Raw genomic sequence first — 19033 nt, 5'->3', positions numbered from 1 at the left:
TCGCTTTACAAAGGACAAGACAGAACTACTTCTCGGAATGAACATGTCCGTGATCATGTTCATGGTGATGGGTTTCGTAGTGTTGTCGTAACAGGTCTTTTCCGTAGTCGTTGCCGTTGGGTGTGCGAATGACCGCGTGGATGTGGTCGCGACTGGGATCTTGTGACCGCATGGGGGCGACGCGTCGTTGGTGATCGAATTCGATCAACACGACCGGGCTGTGGATTCGGTAATAGAAGACGCTTTCCGCGGTCGTGCCGCCGATCCAGGCAAAATAGGTGCGGTTGAGGTGTTCACGAACTTCGTCCATCTTCACTTTCGCGTGCCCGTCATCCATGTTGCCAACGTATTGGCCGATCACCGCCAGCAATGATTCCTGTTGGGATTCGTCTAGTTTCGAGGCAACCAATCCGGCGTAGTCCAAGTCGACGTTGTCCTTGTAGGCTTCCGTCAACGCGTTATTGCCATCTTTGACGGCTGACAACGTGGCTTCATTCTGTTGCCCCGTGTCGAGCGACCTCATGAACGCGAGCGCCATGTCTTGCTCAGTTTGCATGACGACGGTTCCCTTGAACTTTCCGCTAGTTGCGTGAACGGGTTCGCTGCCGATAAAAACCGGCGACATCACGACTTGGTCGCCCACGACAAAGTAGTTGATGACAAGATGATGTCCGTCGATTTGCCATCCCCAGGGCTCGGTTTCCGATGGTTCGCCCATGATCGTGATCCAGTACAACCACTCGCCATACTCGTCGAAGTTGTTGGCCAGTTCTGCAAGCGTCCCGTTCAGCTTCATGATGTCCTGAGACAGTTTAAGTCCCTTGGCGCTCAAGCTCGATCGCAACAGTCCGAACGCGAGATCTCGCTGTTTTTGGTCCATTTCGTCGAAACCGACGCCTTGTCGTTTGTAAAAGTGTCGGTTGTCCCACTTTCGCCATTCCAAATCATCGACGGGAAACGTGGTTCGCTTCCGCTGCGATTCACTCAATCCATCCAGCAGCGCCAGCGCCGCATCGACAACCGGTTTTGTGCTGACGCCGCTCGATTCGATCTTGAACAAACCCGTTTCCACTTTGCCGTCGGCGACCACGCCGCGAAACGGTTGTGCAAGTGAAGCTTCGCCTCCACCGCCGCGCGGCCTACGCTGGGCATACACCGTGACGCCAACAGCGATCGCGATTGTTGCAATCCAGATTCGGTGGTTGTTCTTCATCGTGTGAGGCTCGATTCGGATGTCGGAATTAGGGGAATGACACCATCACGGCGATGATGGAGCAATCGTTACGTTTTAGGCACCGAAAGGTGCCGGCGGAAGTCGCTTGACGCGCCATCGATGCGGCCAAATGCGGCGTCCCCACATAAACTTCTTCATCGCAACGAACATCAAGATCGCCGACCCAGGGTGCGGCCGTTGATAGTTCGGCATGTCGTCTACTCGGTACAGCGAGCCCCTTCGCTCGGCGTCCTCGGCAACGTCCAGGCAATACCGGTGATACTCGCCGAGCGGTTCGGGACCGAACGGTTGTGGCTGTAGCGTACCCCATCGTTGTGCGTGCAATGATTGCAGTTCGTTCGCACTTGCGTTGGGGAACACCATCGAGATCGTTCGGCCGGTGAAATCGTGTTCGAAAGCGGCTTCGGCAATCATCGATACGTTGCCACACATCAAATCGGATCGCTGGCCGGGCGCAAAAGACGATGGCCGAGTGCCCAACGAAACAAGTGTCACGTTTGCGACCGGAATCTTTGCAAGGGTTCCGGCAGCCACGAATGCCAAGATCAAGCGGTCGGCCGATACCATCACGTCGTAACGTATTTGGTAGATCCCGCCTTTCACGTGGCGGAATGCGCCGACGTATTGATATCCCATCTGATTCAATTGCGATCCATACTGCATTGCAAACGGCGTAATCGGAAACGCGTCCGCAAGACTGGCGGCGGGTTGGTACGCGCTGGCGACCGTGGCGCGTGAACTGCCGTCCAACGGCTTTGACGCGGCGTCAGCGTTGTTGGAATCCGTGAAAGGCTCGAACGGCCATATCGTTCGCTTCTCGCGGAACGAGATGACAAGCGTGGCGATATCCAGCAGGATCGCGAAGATAAAGAAACCAAGTGGAATCCAAGTCCAGAGGGGTAGCGACATGACAAGCGATCTCTTTGCGGGAATCGGGCGTACCAGCAGTCTCCATTTTAAACGGCACGCAGTCGGCAATGTTGATAGTGCCGGGGTAACCCAAGTCGGACGTCATCCACTGCAGTCGTTCCTTTCATCACTCCTTGACGCTCAATTCCCGTTTGGAAACCAACGGAATGATGGCTTCAGCATATCGTTTGCCGAGCAAAAGTTGACTTGCCGCGTCAAAGTGTGTTCCCGGGTCTGATGTCGTCGTTTCACTTGACGACACGAAACCGTAGCCTGCGCCGCGAGTGCCAACCGCTTCAATCGCGGCGCGGACACTATCTCGCTTGCCATTGTCAAATACTTCGCCAACGACGACCGGAAGATTCGCAAATTCGGTGTCTTCGCGAATACGGTCGATGAACCGCAGCAAGCGTTCTTGGTAGACGTCTTTGCTTGTTTTCGAATCCGATTCGCCTTGATGCCACAAAAGTCCTCGAACAACAAACTGATGACCATCGCGTGTCAGCGAATCGGTTGCCAGACGAAACGTCTCGACAAAGTTCCGGTAGCAAGGGCCCTGCGTCTCTGGTTTGCCGGATTCTCCCGGATCCCAATCAACTCGCAAGCTCGTTGCACCCTTCGATCCTTTGATCAACGCCAGCTTTTGACTTGGGTTCGCGTCCGTCATGGCGATCGCGAATCCGATTTCAGGTCCGAACGTCGGCGAGGGCAAGTCTCCCTTGTATCGCGGAGCGATGCTGAAACCTGGGAGCAGCGGTTTCCAAGTGTTGGTCGAGTGGGGCGGGTTGCGGTAGAAAATGATCGCGTTTCCGAGCGGTCGCTGTTGGATCGGTGTCAGGTCATCGACGCTGCCACGGCCATCCATGTTGGATTGCCCGGCCAGCAGGTAGACATCGTACGTCGACGGCGGATCGACCCATCTGAGATTTCGAAACTGTGGGTCGTTGCCTTGCCAATTCTTTCCAACGATCTTTGGAGGACCCGATGCGGGTTTGGTTGGCTGTAGTCGTTCGGTGTCTGACAGTTTCAATTTGCCCATCCCGGTCCAGTCGGGCAGCGACTCGCCGGCGTGGTTGCGAAGATCGGACCGCGACACCATCACCTGCTGCCATTGATCGGGTTTCGTGACGTCCACCGCAACCGCGTGGTCGTCGATCTTTACGACCAATTCATTGGGTTGGTCGCAGTGAACTTCGATGGCCAGTCGAGCGTTGCTGCTTGGCGCTTGAAATTGTTCGTCGTGCAACTTGTGCGTCGATTGTGGCCAGGTTTCGGGCCTGTGCGAGAACCATTCTTTGTTCCAATCTTTCCCAAATGATTCGATCATCGATTCCGGACGAAGTGTTGGCTTGATGCCAGCCGACTGCAACGTTTGTGGGGACACCTGTTCAAGCAGCGATGAAACGTTGAACGTTACGGTTTCATAGATGCGGTAGTAGTAACCGGCGCCCGTCACGGGTTCGTCTAACGCGTAGGTCACATTCGCGAACACCCATAGCGGTTTGTCGACGGTGCCCAGGGGTAGTTTTGCCGTCCATGCTTTGTCCTTGCGAGTCGACTTGGCGCAACGCCAAAATCGATTGACGACGCTATCGCGATCCGATGACGTTTCTGTGTCTTGGCCGTGTTGAGTATAGAATACGTCGACCGACAACGGTTCCCTCGCTGCATCCGGCGTGACAGTGATTGTCGGCGTTCCGTTTTTTTCGCTCAGATCGACGCTTGTTTCGGGTGTGCTTGGGAATTCGAAGTTGCCTTTGAGGTGCTGGTCGAACCACAGCAAGCTAGCGACTTCGTACTCGGCCGAGTCCTGGTGATTGTGATGCGGCGAACACGTCACTCGCCAATCTTTGCTTTGAATCTCTTCGACCGCGCGGGGCAGGTCCCCGATTCGTCCGTGAAAATCGTTGGACGGGCTTAGGAAAATGATGGGGCACTTGATGTGTCGCAAGTTAACATCATCGCTGATCGTCGTTCGATAGAGCTGGCTATCGTTGTCTCGATCGCTGATTCCGCCACATGACGGCGCAGCTGCTTTCACACGAGCATCAACGCTGGCCATTACCGTCAACTTACCGCCCATCGAGTGTCCGTAAACTCCGAGTTTTTCCGCGTCGACGACGGGCTGTTGTTCCAAGAAGGTGAGTGCCCGCCGAGCTGCGATCGCACACAGGAACCACGGACAATTGCAAGGCGATTCAACATCATCGATCGTCCATGCGGCAGGCGCGACGGACAAGAAATTGTTCTTGGGATTGCGACAAGGTGCGTGGTAGCCGTCGACCGCGCCCCAGTCGGTGGTCTGTCTGTATCGGGGGTCGTTGGTCTTGTTGTCCCAGAACAGTTTTACCTCGGGTTCAGAAACGCGATACTGTGGCGCCGAGATGCGACCGGCCCAAGCGATCGAGACTGTCGCGTAACCGCGTTTCGCATTCATCAAGCAAGCCCGGTGGTCAGCGAACTGCCCACCACCATGGATTTGGACCAAGCCTGGAATTTTTTCACCACTGTCGACGGCAGACTTGGGGATGCCGAAGATTGCCGCGAGTTTGGCCGGTTGTCCCTTGAAGACTCCGATACGAAACCGAACGACTCGCAGCAGCACGCCATCTTCTTCCCACTCGTGAAGCGTTTCCGTTTCGAGCGGTTCGGCGCGGGGATCAAAGTCGTCCCACATTTCGGCGAAATTCCGTGGAGCGATGCCGCTGGCCAGTCCCGTCAATGTCGCTGGTTCGTTTCCTGGGGAGACACCTGTCGTGGGTGGTCCGACAAGCATCGCCAACAGGATGACCATGGGAATGAATCGGCGCATCATGGTTTGTATCTTCGATTGTACGGTGGGTCGTATGGTAAGTTCCGGTTCCCATTGTAAGCCCTGCGATGGATGCGTTTGCGATATTGACCATTGCTACATCTGCATTCGAATCTTGGGTTCGCCTTGTCGCGGCGTAAGCTTTTAGTCCTTCATCGAGCAAGCCTGCGTCGCTGATCGTTCCACAGGCTCGAAGCCATCAGCGTTCTACACGCGTTTTGGAGGTTGCGAAGACTTCAACACGCACGCTCAACGAAGGTTTCGAGTGAACGCCAAGCCATCGCCGCACGCGGCATCGGCACGCTACTGGAACTGATCAAGCGGATCGCACTTACAAGCGTTGGCTTGTCCGAGCCAGGAATTCGTTGGGCTGTTGGAAAACCGCGCAACGTGGATATCAGCGGAGTCGTGCCTGTGCGAGCAACGCAAAGGCAGCTAAGAAATCTCTACGCATCGGTGTTGTTGGACGCGACCGGTAAGCATCGTTGGATGTTCGATGCAAAACACCCTATGTCTCGGCCAAAAGCATGTTTTGTACGTGCCGTTCGCGGTCCTGATCGATACTCGCGTTGATCCGACGGAGCGATTGTAAGTATTCCGCTGGCAATCGATTTGCAATCGCACCAAGCAGGACGAATGCAAGGTACCAAGAGTACGGACTCAAGTCCGCTTGAATTGCTTCGAATCGCGCTGTGTAGATACTCGCGCGAATCGAATTTCGTTGGGTTTGCACCATCGCATTTTCGCAATCATAGCCAACGCCAACGGATTCGTAGCCGTCAAGGATTTCCTTTTGATGTTCAGGAAGTGAGTAGATCACTCCCCAAACACGGTCGTTGGGGTTGCCTGTGACGGTGGCATCTGCCTTCCCCGATCCATCAATTCCGCGTTTGTGAAACGCCAAACGACGACCTGAAACGAAACCTATATCGACGGGCACAACGCCAGTAACTCTCGCACGCATTCGCCGCGGATGCATGTTCGATCCGTAGGCGAATACATGAATCGTTCGGTTTGATGTGGTCAAAATCGGTTGATTAAAAAGACGTTTTCAACGTAGCCAGTTCCGTCGCTTCGTGGACGAGCAGCGAGTGGCTGGCTAAAGTTCGATCTCGGAAGCAAATCGTGTATTAGAACTCGACTTGGTATCGCTGGGTAAGGGTTCGTCGAAGATCTGCCATCAAGTTCGCGATTTGCTTCTTCTGTTCAACGCCTGATAGCGCGGAACTTGCTCGCCCTAAGTGTTTGGCGACTTGTTGGTCTGACAGGCCGTAGCGAAGGCCGTAGGAACCACCGTTGTAGGAATATTCTCGACTGTTGTTGCTGTAGTTACCAGCTTTGATTTGGTTTCCTCGCAAGCCTTCGGATTGGGTGCGAAGTCGCATCGCGATCTCGGCACTGGTTCCCAAGAGATCCTCGTCGACGTTCAAAATCGGTAGCCCGTCAATCTTGCTGGCGTAGCGTTCGAGGTAGTTTGCTTTGGCACCAGACGTCAAAATGGAGTTAGTGGGATGTGTGATATCACGAAGGATTTTGTTGAGCATGTCGTAATGCATCTTGGTGGATTCGACTTTGGTTAGCGATGAATTGGGTGATCCAGCCGATTCCTTTGATAGTTGCAGTTGATCAAGTGATTCAGGCGACTTAGCCAAGACGGACATTAAAACGCGGATGTCCGAGGGGCTCAATTCGCCGGTGATGAAGAGACTCTTGTCGTTGACTCGCGCTTCCCATGTTTGCATGCTCGTCAAACTGAGTCCCAGGCGATCGATCAAATTCAAAATCAATGGCTTGGCGACGAGTTCCAACGTCTTTACGTTTGCACCAAAGTCGAATCGCCAGCTTGCGACGGCTTTGTCGGTGCATTTGATTCCCATCGTGCAGCCGTCCAGCGACGCGATGATATTTGCGGCGCTCTGCGGATTGAGCTGCGTAGAACCAGGGAAGGGATTTGATTCGATCCAGCTACGCATCGAAGCAGGGTCAAGAGCGTTATCCAGGTCGACTGCAAACACGATTTGGGTGTCGTTGTTTTCAGCGTAGCCGATACCCTTGGAAAGATAGTCGGATTGGAAATTGATCTCACCGCTGTCCGCCCATCGCATCGCAGCTTGCCGATCGTTTGGGTAATAGAGTCCCAATGTGTCAGCGGAAAGTTTGACGGGGATGGTCCCCTCGGGAAACTTGCTCGATTCACTCGCTTGGTCATTGGCAATGACGTCACTGGCCGAGACACCATCCAGATAAACGATCATCGTTTCGAAGATCGCTGAACCCTCTGGCAATCGCCATCGCGACGCCGCGACAAATTGTTTGACCGACTCGAGTCCAGGAAAGGGGATATCGCCTTCGGACGCTGCTGCGGATTTATAGAAATCGCTACTTCGAATTAGATCTGCGTTGACCAGCGTTAGCACGTTGCTGTCGCTCGGTGCCTTACCGACCAACAAGGAAAAATCCTTGTTCTCCGCGAATGCGAATGTCGTAAGCAGAGAAGTCAGGATTGCGGAAGCCGCAAACGCGCGGAATATCATGTTGAGACTCGTTGTTGGTAAAAGTTTTAAGCTAGGTGTTCGCAGGGCACCCTAAGATAGCTGGTTTCCACACGATCTGCACCTAAGGGATTACCGGACAGACGCCGCAGTTGGATTGAGCGGGGGCAATGCCGATTTGGTCCGTTTTGGGAGTTTTTCTTGGGCGTTGGCCCGAGCCCGTTGGACGGCGTCCAAGAGCGTTTGAAAATCCGGTTCGGGTTGGCCGGTATCAATGGCTCGATAAAGGGAGTCCAATCCGGTTTCGGCACTAGACGGGCCGTATGCGGCAAAAAACTGCTCGAACGTCAAATATGTGGACGGATGGACCGAATCAATCCATGCCTGAAGGGCAGTCGTGCTCGCCGAGACTTGGCCCGACATCAACGCCTTTCGAAGACGACGGAACGCGAACGCCTCGGACTCTTCTCTTGTACTCCACCTAGCCTTGATCCAATTTCGGCCAAGGAGAAAAAAACAAGCGATCGCGAGGCACGGCAGGAACAGATAACCGATCTCTCGCAATCGCCAGCGGCCTTGATCTTGGATGGGAACGGATGCTGATTGGAGCGGGACATCGGCTACTGAGATGGTGACACCGTCAAGGGTTTTCGTTTGTCGCCGATGCGTGTTGGTATCGAACCAGGTCACGTCGATCGGCGGCAGGCTGATCTCGCCCTTCCGCCCGAACACATAGGTGATCGAATCGGTACGAGTTCCCGTTAGCTCGCCGCGGTCGGATTTGACAGAGGTCTCGGGTTGCTTCGCGTAAAAAGCGACACCGTTAACATCGGCGAAAACAATGGGTGTCAAAACCAATGGCGTAGCAGATTGGATCGTTCGCGTGATCGTCCGCGTGATTCCGTCGCCCACTTTCATGCTTTCGGCGTCTCCGTTCCAAGACTGTTGGACGGACAATCCCGTCGTTACCAAGACATCTTTGTCCTTATCGTCAAATCCTGGCGGAGCGACGACATCAAGGGCAATCGCTTGGGTCGTTGTCGATACGGGCTTGGCGTCATCTTTGGGGTCAAAGGTTTGGATGGCAACTGCGATTTCCATTGCCGGGATGGCAAGCTTGCCAGCCCGTTGTGGATACACCCACCACTCATTGCGTTGACCGCTATAGCTTTTGCCGCGAACGTTGTCGTTCAATCGAGTGCTCTGGCCATCAGGTTCGTAGACGATCGCACCGGGAATCTCCAGCATCGGAAGGGTGGGGACGTTCGCCCAACCATCGCGGCCCAGCACATCAATGATCACCCGAACACGCGACCCGACCAATGCCTCGCCGTCCTCTTTCGGTTCGGTCGAAACCTTGACGATGACAGGAACCGTTTCGGCAGCGCGGGCGAAATGTCCAGCCAGAAGTGACACCGGCACCGCCAGTAACACACAAACGATATACGATATTCAAACGGAATAGACTCACTGCTCCGACTCCGGTGCATGCTCTTGTGCGTTTTCGGTGCGGGATCGCATTGCTTGCTGGTACGCAAACTTGGATTTCAAAAAATCGCGTGGCGTCGTTTGGACTTGGCGCAACCAAGCCAGTCGGACTTCGTCATCACTCGCTTCGCCACTTTCCGCATCTTCTTCGCCCGCCTGGGCGTTCTTGTTGTTGTCCAGATCAAACACGATCTCATCCGCCCCCAACTCGCCCTCGGTGCCGACTCCGGGTTCGTCTTTCATGCGTTCGGCGCGAAGGGCCGCAATCTGTCGGTTCTCGATCGCAGCAGTCCAGTCCGGACGCAACTCGAGCGCGCGGTCGTAGCGTCTGATCGCGGTTTCATAATCGCCTTGCATGACCAAGGCATTGCCATGATTGAACGCCGCTTCGGGGCCGGGCAGTGTCGCATAAACGCCAGCGGCCGCCTTGAAATCACGTGCCTCGGCTAGTGAAGCCGCACGTCGGAACGGATCCGAAAACGCTATAGCAGCTTCTTGGAAATCGCCCGCGTCATACAGTCGTTGTCCGCGTTGATCCGGAAGAATCCAGAAATTGCGACCCTGCCTGAATGCGATCATACAAGCGAACAGGATGACGGCGAGGCTTACTCTTTTGGCAAACGGAATCGGTTTCATGGCGTCACGCTCCAGCCTTTGCGGAACCAAATCGCCAGCCCCATCGCGACAGGCCAGACCAACCAAATGCCTTCGTCGCGCCACTGCGAAGCGTCACCGATAGCAGCCATGGCGAAGGTTTGTTCGGCGCGTCGGGCAATTGCATTCACGTCCGTGTCGTCGGGCGTGATCGCGATCGTCGCAGCGGCGATTGAACCCGCGGCAGTCGTGATACCGATTGCATCGAGTGAGCTGCCAACGGGAACCGGCGCGAGCCACTGGACCGGCGTCGATGTCGTCGTCCGCCACCCCGCTAGACTTGACGCTTGCGCTGGTTCGTTGCCATCGGCAACGATCAAGACCGAGCCGCCTCGCCCGGAAGATTCAATGTGATCACTGGCCATGCGCAAGGCATCGGCCAAGGCGTCGCCTTCGCCTGGCATCATGGCGGGATCGAGCGATTGCAACATTTGGTCAATCACTCCCGAGTCATCCGTGGCGGGCATCACCAAGTGTGCGGATTGGGAATACACGATCAAGCCAGTGCGGCTGCCGCGACGAAGCTCCATCAAATCATGCAGTTTTCCCCGTGCTCGTTCCAAACGATTCGGCTGGACGTCTTCACTGATCATCGACGGCGTCATGCGCACGACCAGGTACAACGACGATTCATCCTCGGTCCATGGTGGCGGTTCCGTTCGCCACGTTGGGCCGGCCAGGGCCAAGACGCTTAGGGTCCATAGCGGCACTGCCATCATCGCAGGGCGAAATCGGGTGCTTGATGCGGGCGAGATCGTGAGTGGCCGCAGCAGATGCGGTGCGATGGCGTGTTTCAGGTCACCCGTGGGATCGTCGCGGCGGATCATCCACCACCCCAACAACGTCACCGGAAGAATTGCCAATAGCCACCATGGCCGCAAAAAATGAAAAGCGTCAAGAAATTCCATCATACGGCCACCTCCATGCTTTCCGATCCCGCGACCGCCACCAATCGGCGCCGACGAAGCAACGCCCAGGCCATCGCGAGGGTCTGGTACCCAACCGATAGTGCCAACGAAGCGGCAAGCGGAATCGGATACAGAGCTTTCCGAGGCCTGTGCGAGATCGTTTCGACGGTGCGTGTGTCCATCGCATCGAGCTTGGTGTAGACCGATTGCAACGCATCGCGATCCTGAGCGCGAAAGAACTGGCCTCCCGTTTCAGATGCGATCGCTTTCAATTCAGTTTCATCAAGTGTTTGTTCACCGGCCGCTTCTGGATCGCCGACGCCGATGGTGTGAATGATGATTCCCTTGTTCGCTGCGATCTTGGCTGCTTGGGCCGGTGGTACGCGGCTGCCCGTGTCGTTGCCGTCGGTCATCGCGATCAGAACTTTCGATTCCATTTCGCTGCGGTCGAACAAATTGATCGACAAGCCGATCGCGTCGCCCAGTGCCGTCTTGGGACCGGCCATGCGTGGCTCTAAGTCTGCCAGCAATTCACGGCAAACGTCCAAGTCCTGCGTGAATGGGACTTGAACGAACGCCCCGTTGCCAAACACAACCATGCCCACTCGATCGCCGTGACGTGATTGCAAAAAGCTGTCCAGCACTTGCTTGGTCGCTGTCATTCGGTCGGTTTTCTTTCCCGACTCGTCCGTGAAATCCTCGGTCTCCATCGAACCTGACAGATCCACCGCCAGCAACAAATCGCGAGTCGCCACGTCACGCGAAATCGGGTCGAGCAACCATTGAGGCTGTGCGAGCGCAGCAACGATCGCGATCCACGCCAGCGTCAATACGACTGCGGCGGCTATAGAACGCGAGGCAATCGACGCTCCCGATCCAGGAGTCTGTCCGCTCGTGGTCACCAAAACATCAAACATCGGCACGCGTACGGAATCACGGGTGCGTGAATGCGGCAGCAACACCGCTCGCAGGATCAACGGCAATGGCAAGATCGCAAAGCACCACGGCGCGGCCCAGGTCAACATGATGTTGCCTTCGGTGAATGGTGGCAAATCCAATCGCGTGCGAATGCGAATAGTTCGGTTCGTTTGTCCGCCGAAAGAACCATCGAGGGTTGCGATGACGCATCACCAAGAATCGCGATACTCCGATTTGACGTCGGCGGGCTAGCCGAGTGCAAGAACTCCACCCAACGCTCCCCATGCAGTGACGCCACCTCATCGCGTCCGTACGCCGTCATTGCGGTTCGCTTTAGCAGTTCATTTAGCTTCACCACATCCGCCTCCGCTTCGATCACGGCAAGCTCCCCGATTGCTTGGCGACGGTAAGCATTGCGAAGAAAGCGAATCACTCGTATCCAAACCCAAGCGGTCAGCCACACGATCGCAATCGAGATGAGAAATTTCCAAACCGGTGCAAGCGGCAACCAACCCACCGGATCGGGCAACACGAACTCGTTCAAGTTATCCAGGCTGGCGGGATCAGGGCTTTCCATCACTCAACGCCCCAGCCAATGTTGAATCTGCGCTGCTGTTTCTTCGCCTGCGCTGATCGGAATCACAGGGATCCGCAAGTTCTTCTGCAACGACAGTACATCGCGAATTCGTCCAGCGGTCGCATCGAGCAAACGTTTTCGAATCCGATCGCTGTCGGGCAATTCCAACTGCATGTCGCCGTCACTGACTGTAATCCGTGACGCGGGCGGAAGTTTGGAAGCACTCGGGTCGTGAACCAATGCGGCGATCACGTCATTGTGGCTGCGGAGTTTTCTCAGTCGCTGGCGAGCGGCATCGTCTAGCCCGTGAAAGTCGCTGATCACAATCACCAAATGGTCATGGGTCGCCACCCGAGCGGCTTGGTCAAGTGCGACACCAAGCATCGAGGCGTTGGACCGAACCGGCGATGCTGCGGACAATCGACCGTTGAAGTCCACGATCGTACGAAGCATCCGCATGACTCCGTCACGACTGCGGGCTAACGGCAATGCTTGAGCGTTCTCGTCGTCGAAAATGATCATGCCCATGCGGTCACCGACGTCGATCGTGCGCCAAGCGGCCAGGGCCGCCGCTTCCGCGGTCGTCACCGACTTCATGTTGTGCTGCGTTCCAAAGAACATGCCGATGCGGCTGTCAACAACCACCAGCGTCGGTCGATCGCGTTCCTCGGTAAACACTCGCGTGTGCGGCGATCGCAGCCGAGCGGTGACTTTCCAGTCGATCGTGCGAATATCGTCGCCAGCGTGATAGCGACGGATTTCTTCAAAGTTCAATCCGCGTCCGCGAATGTGTGACGCGTGACGCCCCGACAACAAACTGGCCGTGGGCTGCTTGGGCAGAAACGTGAACCCGCGTGCCTTGGATCGCAATCGTACCAATGCGTGCAGGTTCGTGGTCACGCGAGAGTCAACGCTGGCGGCGTCCACTCGTGACGCCGATGTTGCGGCATCCAGCCGATCGGTCAACGTGCCGCTCATGCGACCGCGACCTTGCGCAGTATCTTGTCGATAACTTGATCCGGCGAAACACCATCCGCGCTCGCTTCATACGTCAGCATCAGGCGGTGCCGCAAACAATCGTGCGCGACCGCTTGGATATCATCGGGCGTCACGTGATCGCGACCGTGATACCACGCATGCGCTCGCGAAACCTTGTCGATCGCCAGCGTTGCGCGAGGACTGACGCCGACCTGGATCCAGCGGGCGAGTTCGTTGCCATAGTCGATCGGCCGTCGAGTCGCGGCCACGATCGCAACGATGTACTTTTCCATCGGTTCAGAAATTCGAATGCCATCAATCTCCTTGCGAGCATCAAAGATGGCCGACTGTGGCACGATGGGTTTTTCTTCACCAGTCGAGCTTGTCGACGACTCCCCACGCACCAACCGCATGATCGCCAACTCCGATGCATCATCTGGATGCGTCATCGTGATGTGCATTAGGAAACGATCCATCTGAGCTTCCGGAAGCGGATACGTGCCTTCTTGCTCCACCGGGTTTTGGGTCGCCAATACCATGAACAATTTGGGCATCTTGTGTGTCTTACCCGACACAGTCACCTGCTGTTCTTCCATCGCTTCTAGCAACGCGGCTTGGACTTTTGCCGGCGCTCGATTGATTTCGTCGGCAAGCACTAAATTGGCGAAGACAGGACCTTGCTGGAAAACGAACCGTTCAGCGGCATCTTCGCCCAGATAGATTTCTGCACCCGTGATGTCCGACGGCAGCAAGTCCGGCGTGAACTGGATCCGACTAAAATCGGATTCTAGATTCTTGGAAAGCGTTTTGATCGCTCGCGTCTTGGCCAGTCCCGGCAGCCCTTCCAGCAACGCGTTGCCATCGCAAAGCAATGTCAGCAACAACTGCTGGACCACATGATCTTGCCCAATGATTGACTCGGACATTCGCGACTGAAGTTCTTGAAGACTTTCTCGTGCACTCATGTCGCGGTCGCAATCTTGGTGGTCAGAATCCGAATTGAAATTGTGTTCGAAAGAGCCAGCCGTCATCGCCCGGGAAAATGTCGAGAGCAGATGAACTAATCGGGGCTCCATTGACGTGCGTAGCGTCCACAACAAGTTTGACGTGTTGGTCACGAAAATGCCATGCGGCGCCCGCAGCAATTTCCTCGGCACTTTCGTTCTGGACGCCAAGCATTCCCGATGTGCCCCGAACACGGGACCAGCGTGCCATCAACTGCAGCTTTTCAGGAATGACGAATTTCCCCGCTTGTAACCAAAACCCATCATCAGAAAGCGTCGGTACCGTTGCCCCCTGAAAGTCGTCGATGTTCCGCCAGTAATACTCTAGCGTGCTCGACCAACCTCTCCACTTGATCGACGCGTTGGCGACGAACGAGGTGACCGAATAGTTGTCGACGCCACCGGGAAGCAGCAATGCCAGGGAACTCCCGCTATCAACGACACGGATGGCGTTGAATTCGGTCAAACCTTTCCGGTCGATCGTCGTGTAGACCCCTGCTCCGCCGATTCGCAACGCAAGGTCTTCATGGCCCTCGAGATCTGCCATGTCGTTGCTGCCCCACTCGCCCATCGCATCCCATTGCAGTCGCCCCGAGTAGGCGTTGTTGTTATCCAAGTTTCCGCTGCTGCCGGTTTCAGCACCGCCGGTGACCAATCCGTTGAAGATCGCGACCTCCCAGTCCACTGGCCGGCTGAAGCTGTTGGTCGAACCGTACAGGCCCCAAGCAAGGCTGCGGTTGACATCGAAAAAGATGCTGGCCATCGAGCGGTCGGCGAACTCGAACTCCCGGCTGCTGATTCCGCGTGCGTACGTGAACGGAATTTTGTAAAGACCCGACCGAAAACCGAGGGTCCCCGGATCGCATCCCCACTGGGCATGAGCCAAGTCGTAGGTGAAGTAGTAATCCAAGATTCTCAATTGGTCCGCAGCGTTGCTGCGTCCATCAAGTTGGACAAGATAGAAGATGTCGGAATCGAACGCGTTGCCAGAGAACGTCAGCCGACCTCGCTTGAGTTGGATTTGGTTCAGGTCATTCGAGGAATCCGTTCCCGAGTTGAATACGGTATCGCGAAGTTGGCCGAACCCATTGATTCTCAATCGAAACGGATCTTCCGAGCCACCGATGGTCTGCTGGCGCGGCCCCGAAATGACAAACCCATCGTCGTATCCCGCACGCAGCGGGAACGTCATGTCGAGTGACGGATCCGAGTCCGTCAGCGGCACCGTAGCACTGGGCGGTAAGGCCGGCATGGTCGAGAACTCGTACGGACCGTCATCCGATACCAGCATCCCCTCGCCGACCGCGATCGAGCAAGCCAACAGGCTGTTGAACAACGCCATCGCTAAGCCGATTAAGACGAACCTCGGCTTCATCGACTCCGTTCTCCGGTGTGGCGAACCTGAACATTATCGAATCAGGACGCCGGTGTTCAAGACAACCCACATCGGTTCATCGGCACAATCGGCAGATTCCTCCACTTCAATTGATTGAAATCCAGTTGCTTTTGAGTCAAGCCATTCGTGGGTTACGTCAGTGAAACAGAGAAATCACGGCGGAGTCCCGTCGTGATTTCAACTGTGACACACCAGCATCGCTGGTTCTACTTCGCTGGACCTTCCATCAGGCTCTTCATGACGTCATCCAGATTGAAGCTGGCCGCCTTTTGACGGGGCGGATAGTCCTTGAAGGTAGCCATGAACTTGCCCACGTAATCTTGAGCTGGAACCAGCAAATAAGCTCGGTCGATCATCCAGTCGTAATACGTGTTCGACGTGACATCGGCTCGCTCGTAGGGGTCGCCTCGTAAGTTGAAAATCTTTGGCAAACGCAACGATACGAACGGCTCAGCCCAAATCTGCAGCGTGCCTCGAATGCGCTGCTCTAGGAAAACGAGTTTCCAGTTGTCGTAACGCAGTGCCGTGAGTTGCTGGTCATCGTTGCAGTAGATGAACGAATCACGAGGGCTCTTGTCTTCTTCATCGGTCAAATACGGCAACAGGTTGTAACCGTCCAGGTGGACCTTGTAGTCACGACCGATGGCTTTGTGTCCGGTAAGCAATTTTTCTTTCACATCGGGTTCGCCAGCCATCGCCAAAATCGTAGGCAACCAATCCAGGTGCGAAACGATCTCGTTCGATACGCTGCCTGGTTTGATCTTGCCGGGGTAACGCACCATGGCCGGTACTCGGTAAGCACCTTCCCAATTACTGTTCTTTTCGTTTCGGAAAGGAGTCATGCCGGCGTCGGGCCAGGTGTTCATGTGAACGCCGTTGTCGGTGCTGTACATGACAAAGGTGTTGTCGCCGAGTCCAAGATCGTCAATCGCATCCAGCACGGTACCAACGTTCTTGTCGTGGTCGATCATAGCGTCGGCATACTCGCTCATCCAACGACCAGATTGCCCTTTACTTTCCGGTTTGACGTGAGTGCGAAAGTGCATGTGAGTGAAGTTCACCCAAACGAAGAAAGGCTTCTCGGCCTTGGTTTGTCGCTCCATGAAGTCCACGGCGCGATCAGCCGTGTCGTCGTCGATCGTTTCCATTCGCTTGCGAGTCAGTGGCCCGGTGTCTTCGATCTTGCCATCGGCAAACGAATGCAGCACGCCACGAGGACCGTACTTTTTGCGGAACTCGGGATCCTTCGGGTAATCAACGTGCTCGGGTTCTTCTTCGGCGTTAAGGTGATAAAGGTTGCCGTAAAATTCGTCGAAGCCATGATTGGTCGGCAACATGTCGTCGCGGTCGCCCAAGTGGTTCTTACCAAACTGCCCAGTCGCGTAGCCGTGGTTTTTCAGCAATCCGGCGATCGTGGGGTCTTCCTTTTGCATGCCCAGTTTGGCACCCGGCAAACCGACCTTCGTCATTCCCGTTCTTAAGCCGTGTTGGCCCATGATGAAACTGGCACGGCCCGCCGTGCAACTTTGCTCGGCGTAGTAATCCGTGAACATCATTCCTTCGCGAGCAACGCGGTCGATGTTCGGTGTCTTGTAGCCCATCACGCCGTGCGTGTAGGCGCTAACGTTGGACCGACCGATGTCGTCACCCCAAATGATGACGATGTTGGGTTTGTCGGCTGCAGATGCCACTGAGCTGATAATTACCATCAGTCCGGCAATCGCCAAGGATACATTTCTCATTAAGTCTGTTCCTATGCTGTTTCATGTTTCCGGAAGTTCAAAACGCTTCCCAAGATAATAGCCCGTTTCGACTCAACTGCGAACATGACGGTCGCCATTGACAGGGAAAAATGCGAGGATTCACCCAAAGAATGGCGTCAAATTAGACGGGTCAATTCCGAAATTTGATTTCAATTCATCCGCAAGTGCGGCTTCGCCCACCACTTCACTTCAATTCAATTGCTATGCCGAAACTGAAAGCTTGGCTGCACCGATATTGGCAGACCTTCTCGTTCACGGGGCTCGTTTTTGCGACGCTGTTTTTTGCAGCGTCGGTGACGCCGTCGTTGCTTCCCCGAGTCAACATCGTGCAGGGATTTCTATCCGGTTTTTCGCTCGCGATCGGCTATGGGCTTGGTGTGGCGATGGTGTGGTTGTGGGGATTCCTGGAACTGCCCCAACCCACCGAGGGACTTGAGCGGTGGAGTAAACGGATCACCAGTGTCGCGGCCGGAGGCATCCTTGCCTTCTTTGTTTGGAAGTGCGCCGATTGGCAAAACTCGATTCGTGTCTTGATGGAGATGCCGCCCTTGGAAAGCGAATTTCCGCTTGGCTTCTTCGCCATCGCCGTCATCATCGCGACAATCATTGTTGCGGTGGTGCGGACGATGATCCATGGCGTCAACCATTTGTCGATGCGGCTCAATCGCTTTGTGCCCAAACGTGTTTCAATCGCGATCAGCACAACGGCGATCCTGGCGTTCGCGTTTATCGTTTCAAACGACTTGGTCGTGCGGCAACTGCTTCGTTCGGCGGATCGAGTCTTTTTGAATGCCGATCAAAGGGTCGATTCCGGCATCGAACCGCCATTGGATCGATCTGCGTGTGGCAGCCCCGAGTCGTTGATCTCTTGGCCCTCGATCGGTCGCCGTGGCAAAAACTTTATCGTCGGCGGACCATCACGACGAGACATTTCCGACTTTACAGGCAGCGATGCCAAGCAACCGATTCGCGTCTATGCGGGAATGGAAGCCGACGACAACGACGCGGTTGAACGAGCCCGTCTGGCGGTCGAAGAACTGAAGCGTGTCGGTGGCTTTGAACGCAAAGTCTTGATCGTTGCAACGCCGACGGGTACCGGTTGGTTGGATGAGGGCGCTGTGGACACGATTGAGTATCTGCACAACGGCGATACCGCGATCGTGAGCACTCAGTATTCGTATCTGCCCAGTTGGTTGACGATCCTGATCGATCCGGAACGCTCGAAGCGATCTGCGCAACTTTTGTTTGATCGTGTTTACGGGTACTGGACTTCTTTGCCCAAGGACGATCGACCCAAGCTGTATTTGTTTGGACTCAGTCTCGGTTCGCTTGGATGCGAACAGGCCGCCGATCTGTTGCACACCTTTCAAGATCCAATTCAGGGCGCCGTCTGGAGCGGTCCTCCGTTTCCAAGCCGACAATGGTCCTCGGTCGTTCAGGGACGAACCTCTGATTCGACGATTTGGGCACCGCGATTCAACGACCAGTCCATGATTCGATTCACGTCTCAAGACAATCTCTTGAACTCTGACAAGCCTTGGGGACCGATTCGATGCGTTTACATTCAACACGCGAGCGACCCGATGGTTTGGTTTTCGCCCGACTTGGCATGGCGACGACCTCAGTGGCTAAACGACCCCCGCGGCCCTGATGTGTCACCCAAACTGGGGTGGTATCCCGTGGTGACCTTCTTGCAGATTGGTTTTGATCTACCGTTGGCGACCAGCGTTCCGGTGGGCTACGGCCACAATTACAGTCCGTCCAGCTACATCGACGCGTGGGTCGCGGTGACCCAGCCGATCGGATGGAACGATCGATCGCTCAACCGCTTGAAAACCAAATTTTACGCCCCATCGCAGAATTGACGATCGATTGCCCGACACGCGGAGTCGGTGTCGCA

15 protein-coding genes are annotated in these 19033 nt (G+C 55.5%); 1 reads left to right on the top strand and 14 read right to left on the bottom strand.

Features of this window, described 5'->3' with window-relative positions:
• Positions 1 to 25: 25 nt before the first annotated feature.
• From Poly51_RS06525 to Poly51_RS06455, 14 genes are all read right to left on the bottom strand, one after another.
• Entirely contained in the window at positions 26 to 1213 is a 1188-nt protein-coding gene (locus tag Poly51_RS06525) for a DUF3500 domain-containing protein (protein WP_146455595.1), read from the bottom strand.
• Between the two features lie 75 nt (positions 1214 to 1288).
• Positions 1289 to 2143 (bottom strand): hypothetical protein, encoded by an 855-nt coding sequence (locus Poly51_RS06520; protein WP_146455593.1) that lies wholly within the window; start codon positions 2141 to 2143, stop codon positions 1289 to 1291.
• Positions 2144 to 2270: 127 nt separating this feature from the next.
• Positions 2271 to 4958 (bottom strand): sialate O-acetylesterase, encoded by a 2688-nt coding sequence (locus tag Poly51_RS06510; RefSeq protein WP_246114307.1) that lies wholly within the window; start codon positions 4956 to 4958, stop codon positions 2271 to 2273.
• A 505-nt stretch (positions 4959 to 5463) separates the two neighbouring features.
• Positions 5464 to 5982: a gamma-glutamylcyclotransferase family protein gene (locus Poly51_RS06505; RefSeq protein ID WP_146455591.1), complete on the bottom strand. Its 519-nt coding sequence runs from the start codon at positions 5980 to 5982 to the stop codon at positions 5464 to 5466.
• Between the two features lie 103 nt (positions 5983 to 6085).
• A complete protein-coding gene (locus tag Poly51_RS06500) occupies positions 6086 to 7489 on the bottom strand; it encodes a hypothetical protein (RefSeq protein ID WP_146455589.1) in 1404 nt (467 codons plus the stop codon).
• Between the two features lie 90 nt (positions 7490 to 7579).
• A complete protein-coding gene (locus tag Poly51_RS06495) occupies positions 7580 to 8863 on the bottom strand; it encodes a BatD family protein (RefSeq protein ID WP_186775385.1) in 1284 nt (427 codons plus the stop codon).
• A 51-nt stretch (positions 8864 to 8914) separates the two neighbouring features.
• Positions 8915 to 9571, bottom strand: a complete 657-nt coding sequence (locus Poly51_RS06490) for a tetratricopeptide repeat protein (RefSeq protein ID WP_146455585.1) — start codon at positions 9569 to 9571, stop codon at positions 8915 to 8917.
• Positions 9568 to 10500 (bottom strand): VWA domain-containing protein, encoded by a 933-nt coding sequence (locus Poly51_RS06485; protein ID WP_146455582.1) that lies wholly within the window; start codon positions 10498 to 10500, stop codon positions 9568 to 9570. Before Poly51_RS06485 ends, Poly51_RS06490 begins: the two co-directional genes overlap by 4 nt.
• Positions 10497 to 11522 carry a VWA domain-containing protein gene (locus Poly51_RS06480; RefSeq protein ID WP_146455580.1) on the bottom strand — a complete coding sequence of 342 codons (1026 nt, stop codon included), beginning with the start codon at positions 11520 to 11522 and terminating at the stop codon, positions 10497 to 10499. The genes Poly51_RS06485 and Poly51_RS06480 overlap by 4 nt, the downstream gene beginning before the upstream one ends.
• The gene (locus Poly51_RS06475) at positions 11516 to 11992 is read right to left on the bottom strand and encodes a DUF4381 domain-containing protein (RefSeq protein ID WP_146455577.1); all 477 of its coding nucleotides are present in this window, start codon (positions 11990 to 11992) and stop codon (positions 11516 to 11518) included. The genes Poly51_RS06480 and Poly51_RS06475 overlap by 7 nt, the downstream gene beginning before the upstream one ends.
• 3 nt (positions 11993 to 11995) lie before the next feature.
• Complete coding sequence (locus Poly51_RS06470) at positions 11996 to 12970, bottom strand: DUF58 domain-containing protein (RefSeq protein ID WP_146455575.1); 975 nt, start codon at positions 12968 to 12970, stop codon at positions 11996 to 11998.
• A complete protein-coding gene (locus Poly51_RS06465; protein ID WP_146455573.1) occupies positions 12967 to 13935 on the bottom strand; it encodes an AAA family ATPase in 969 nt (322 codons plus the stop codon). Before Poly51_RS06465 ends, Poly51_RS06470 begins: the two co-directional genes overlap by 4 nt.
• Positions 13936 to 13957: 22 nt before the next feature.
• Positions 13958 to 15349 carry a hypothetical protein gene (locus Poly51_RS06460; RefSeq protein ID WP_146455571.1) on the bottom strand — a complete coding sequence of 464 codons (1392 nt, stop codon included), beginning with the start codon at positions 15347 to 15349 and terminating at the stop codon, positions 13958 to 13960.
• Positions 15350 to 15576: 227 nt separating this feature from the next.
• Positions 15577 to 17112 carry an arylsulfatase gene (locus Poly51_RS06455; RefSeq protein WP_146455569.1) on the bottom strand — a complete coding sequence of 512 codons (1536 nt, stop codon included), beginning with the start codon at positions 17110 to 17112 and terminating at the stop codon, positions 15577 to 15579.
• Positions 17113 to 17336: 224 nt separating this feature from the next.
• Here Poly51_RS06455 and Poly51_RS06450 point away from each other — a divergent pair, with 224 nt between their 5' ends.
• On the top strand, positions 17337 to 18998 hold the full coding sequence (locus Poly51_RS06450; RefSeq protein WP_146455567.1) for an alpha/beta hydrolase: 1662 nt from the start codon (positions 17337 to 17339) through the stop codon (positions 18996 to 18998).
• Positions 18999 to 19033 lie beyond the last annotated feature (35 nt).

Origin of the sequence: Rubripirellula tenax (assembly GCF_007860125.1) — a bacterium.
Taxonomy (GTDB): Bacteria; Planctomycetota; Planctomycetia; order Pirellulales; family Pirellulaceae; genus Rubripirellula; species Rubripirellula tenax.
This window is presented reverse-complemented; position numbering and strand designations above follow the sequence as displayed.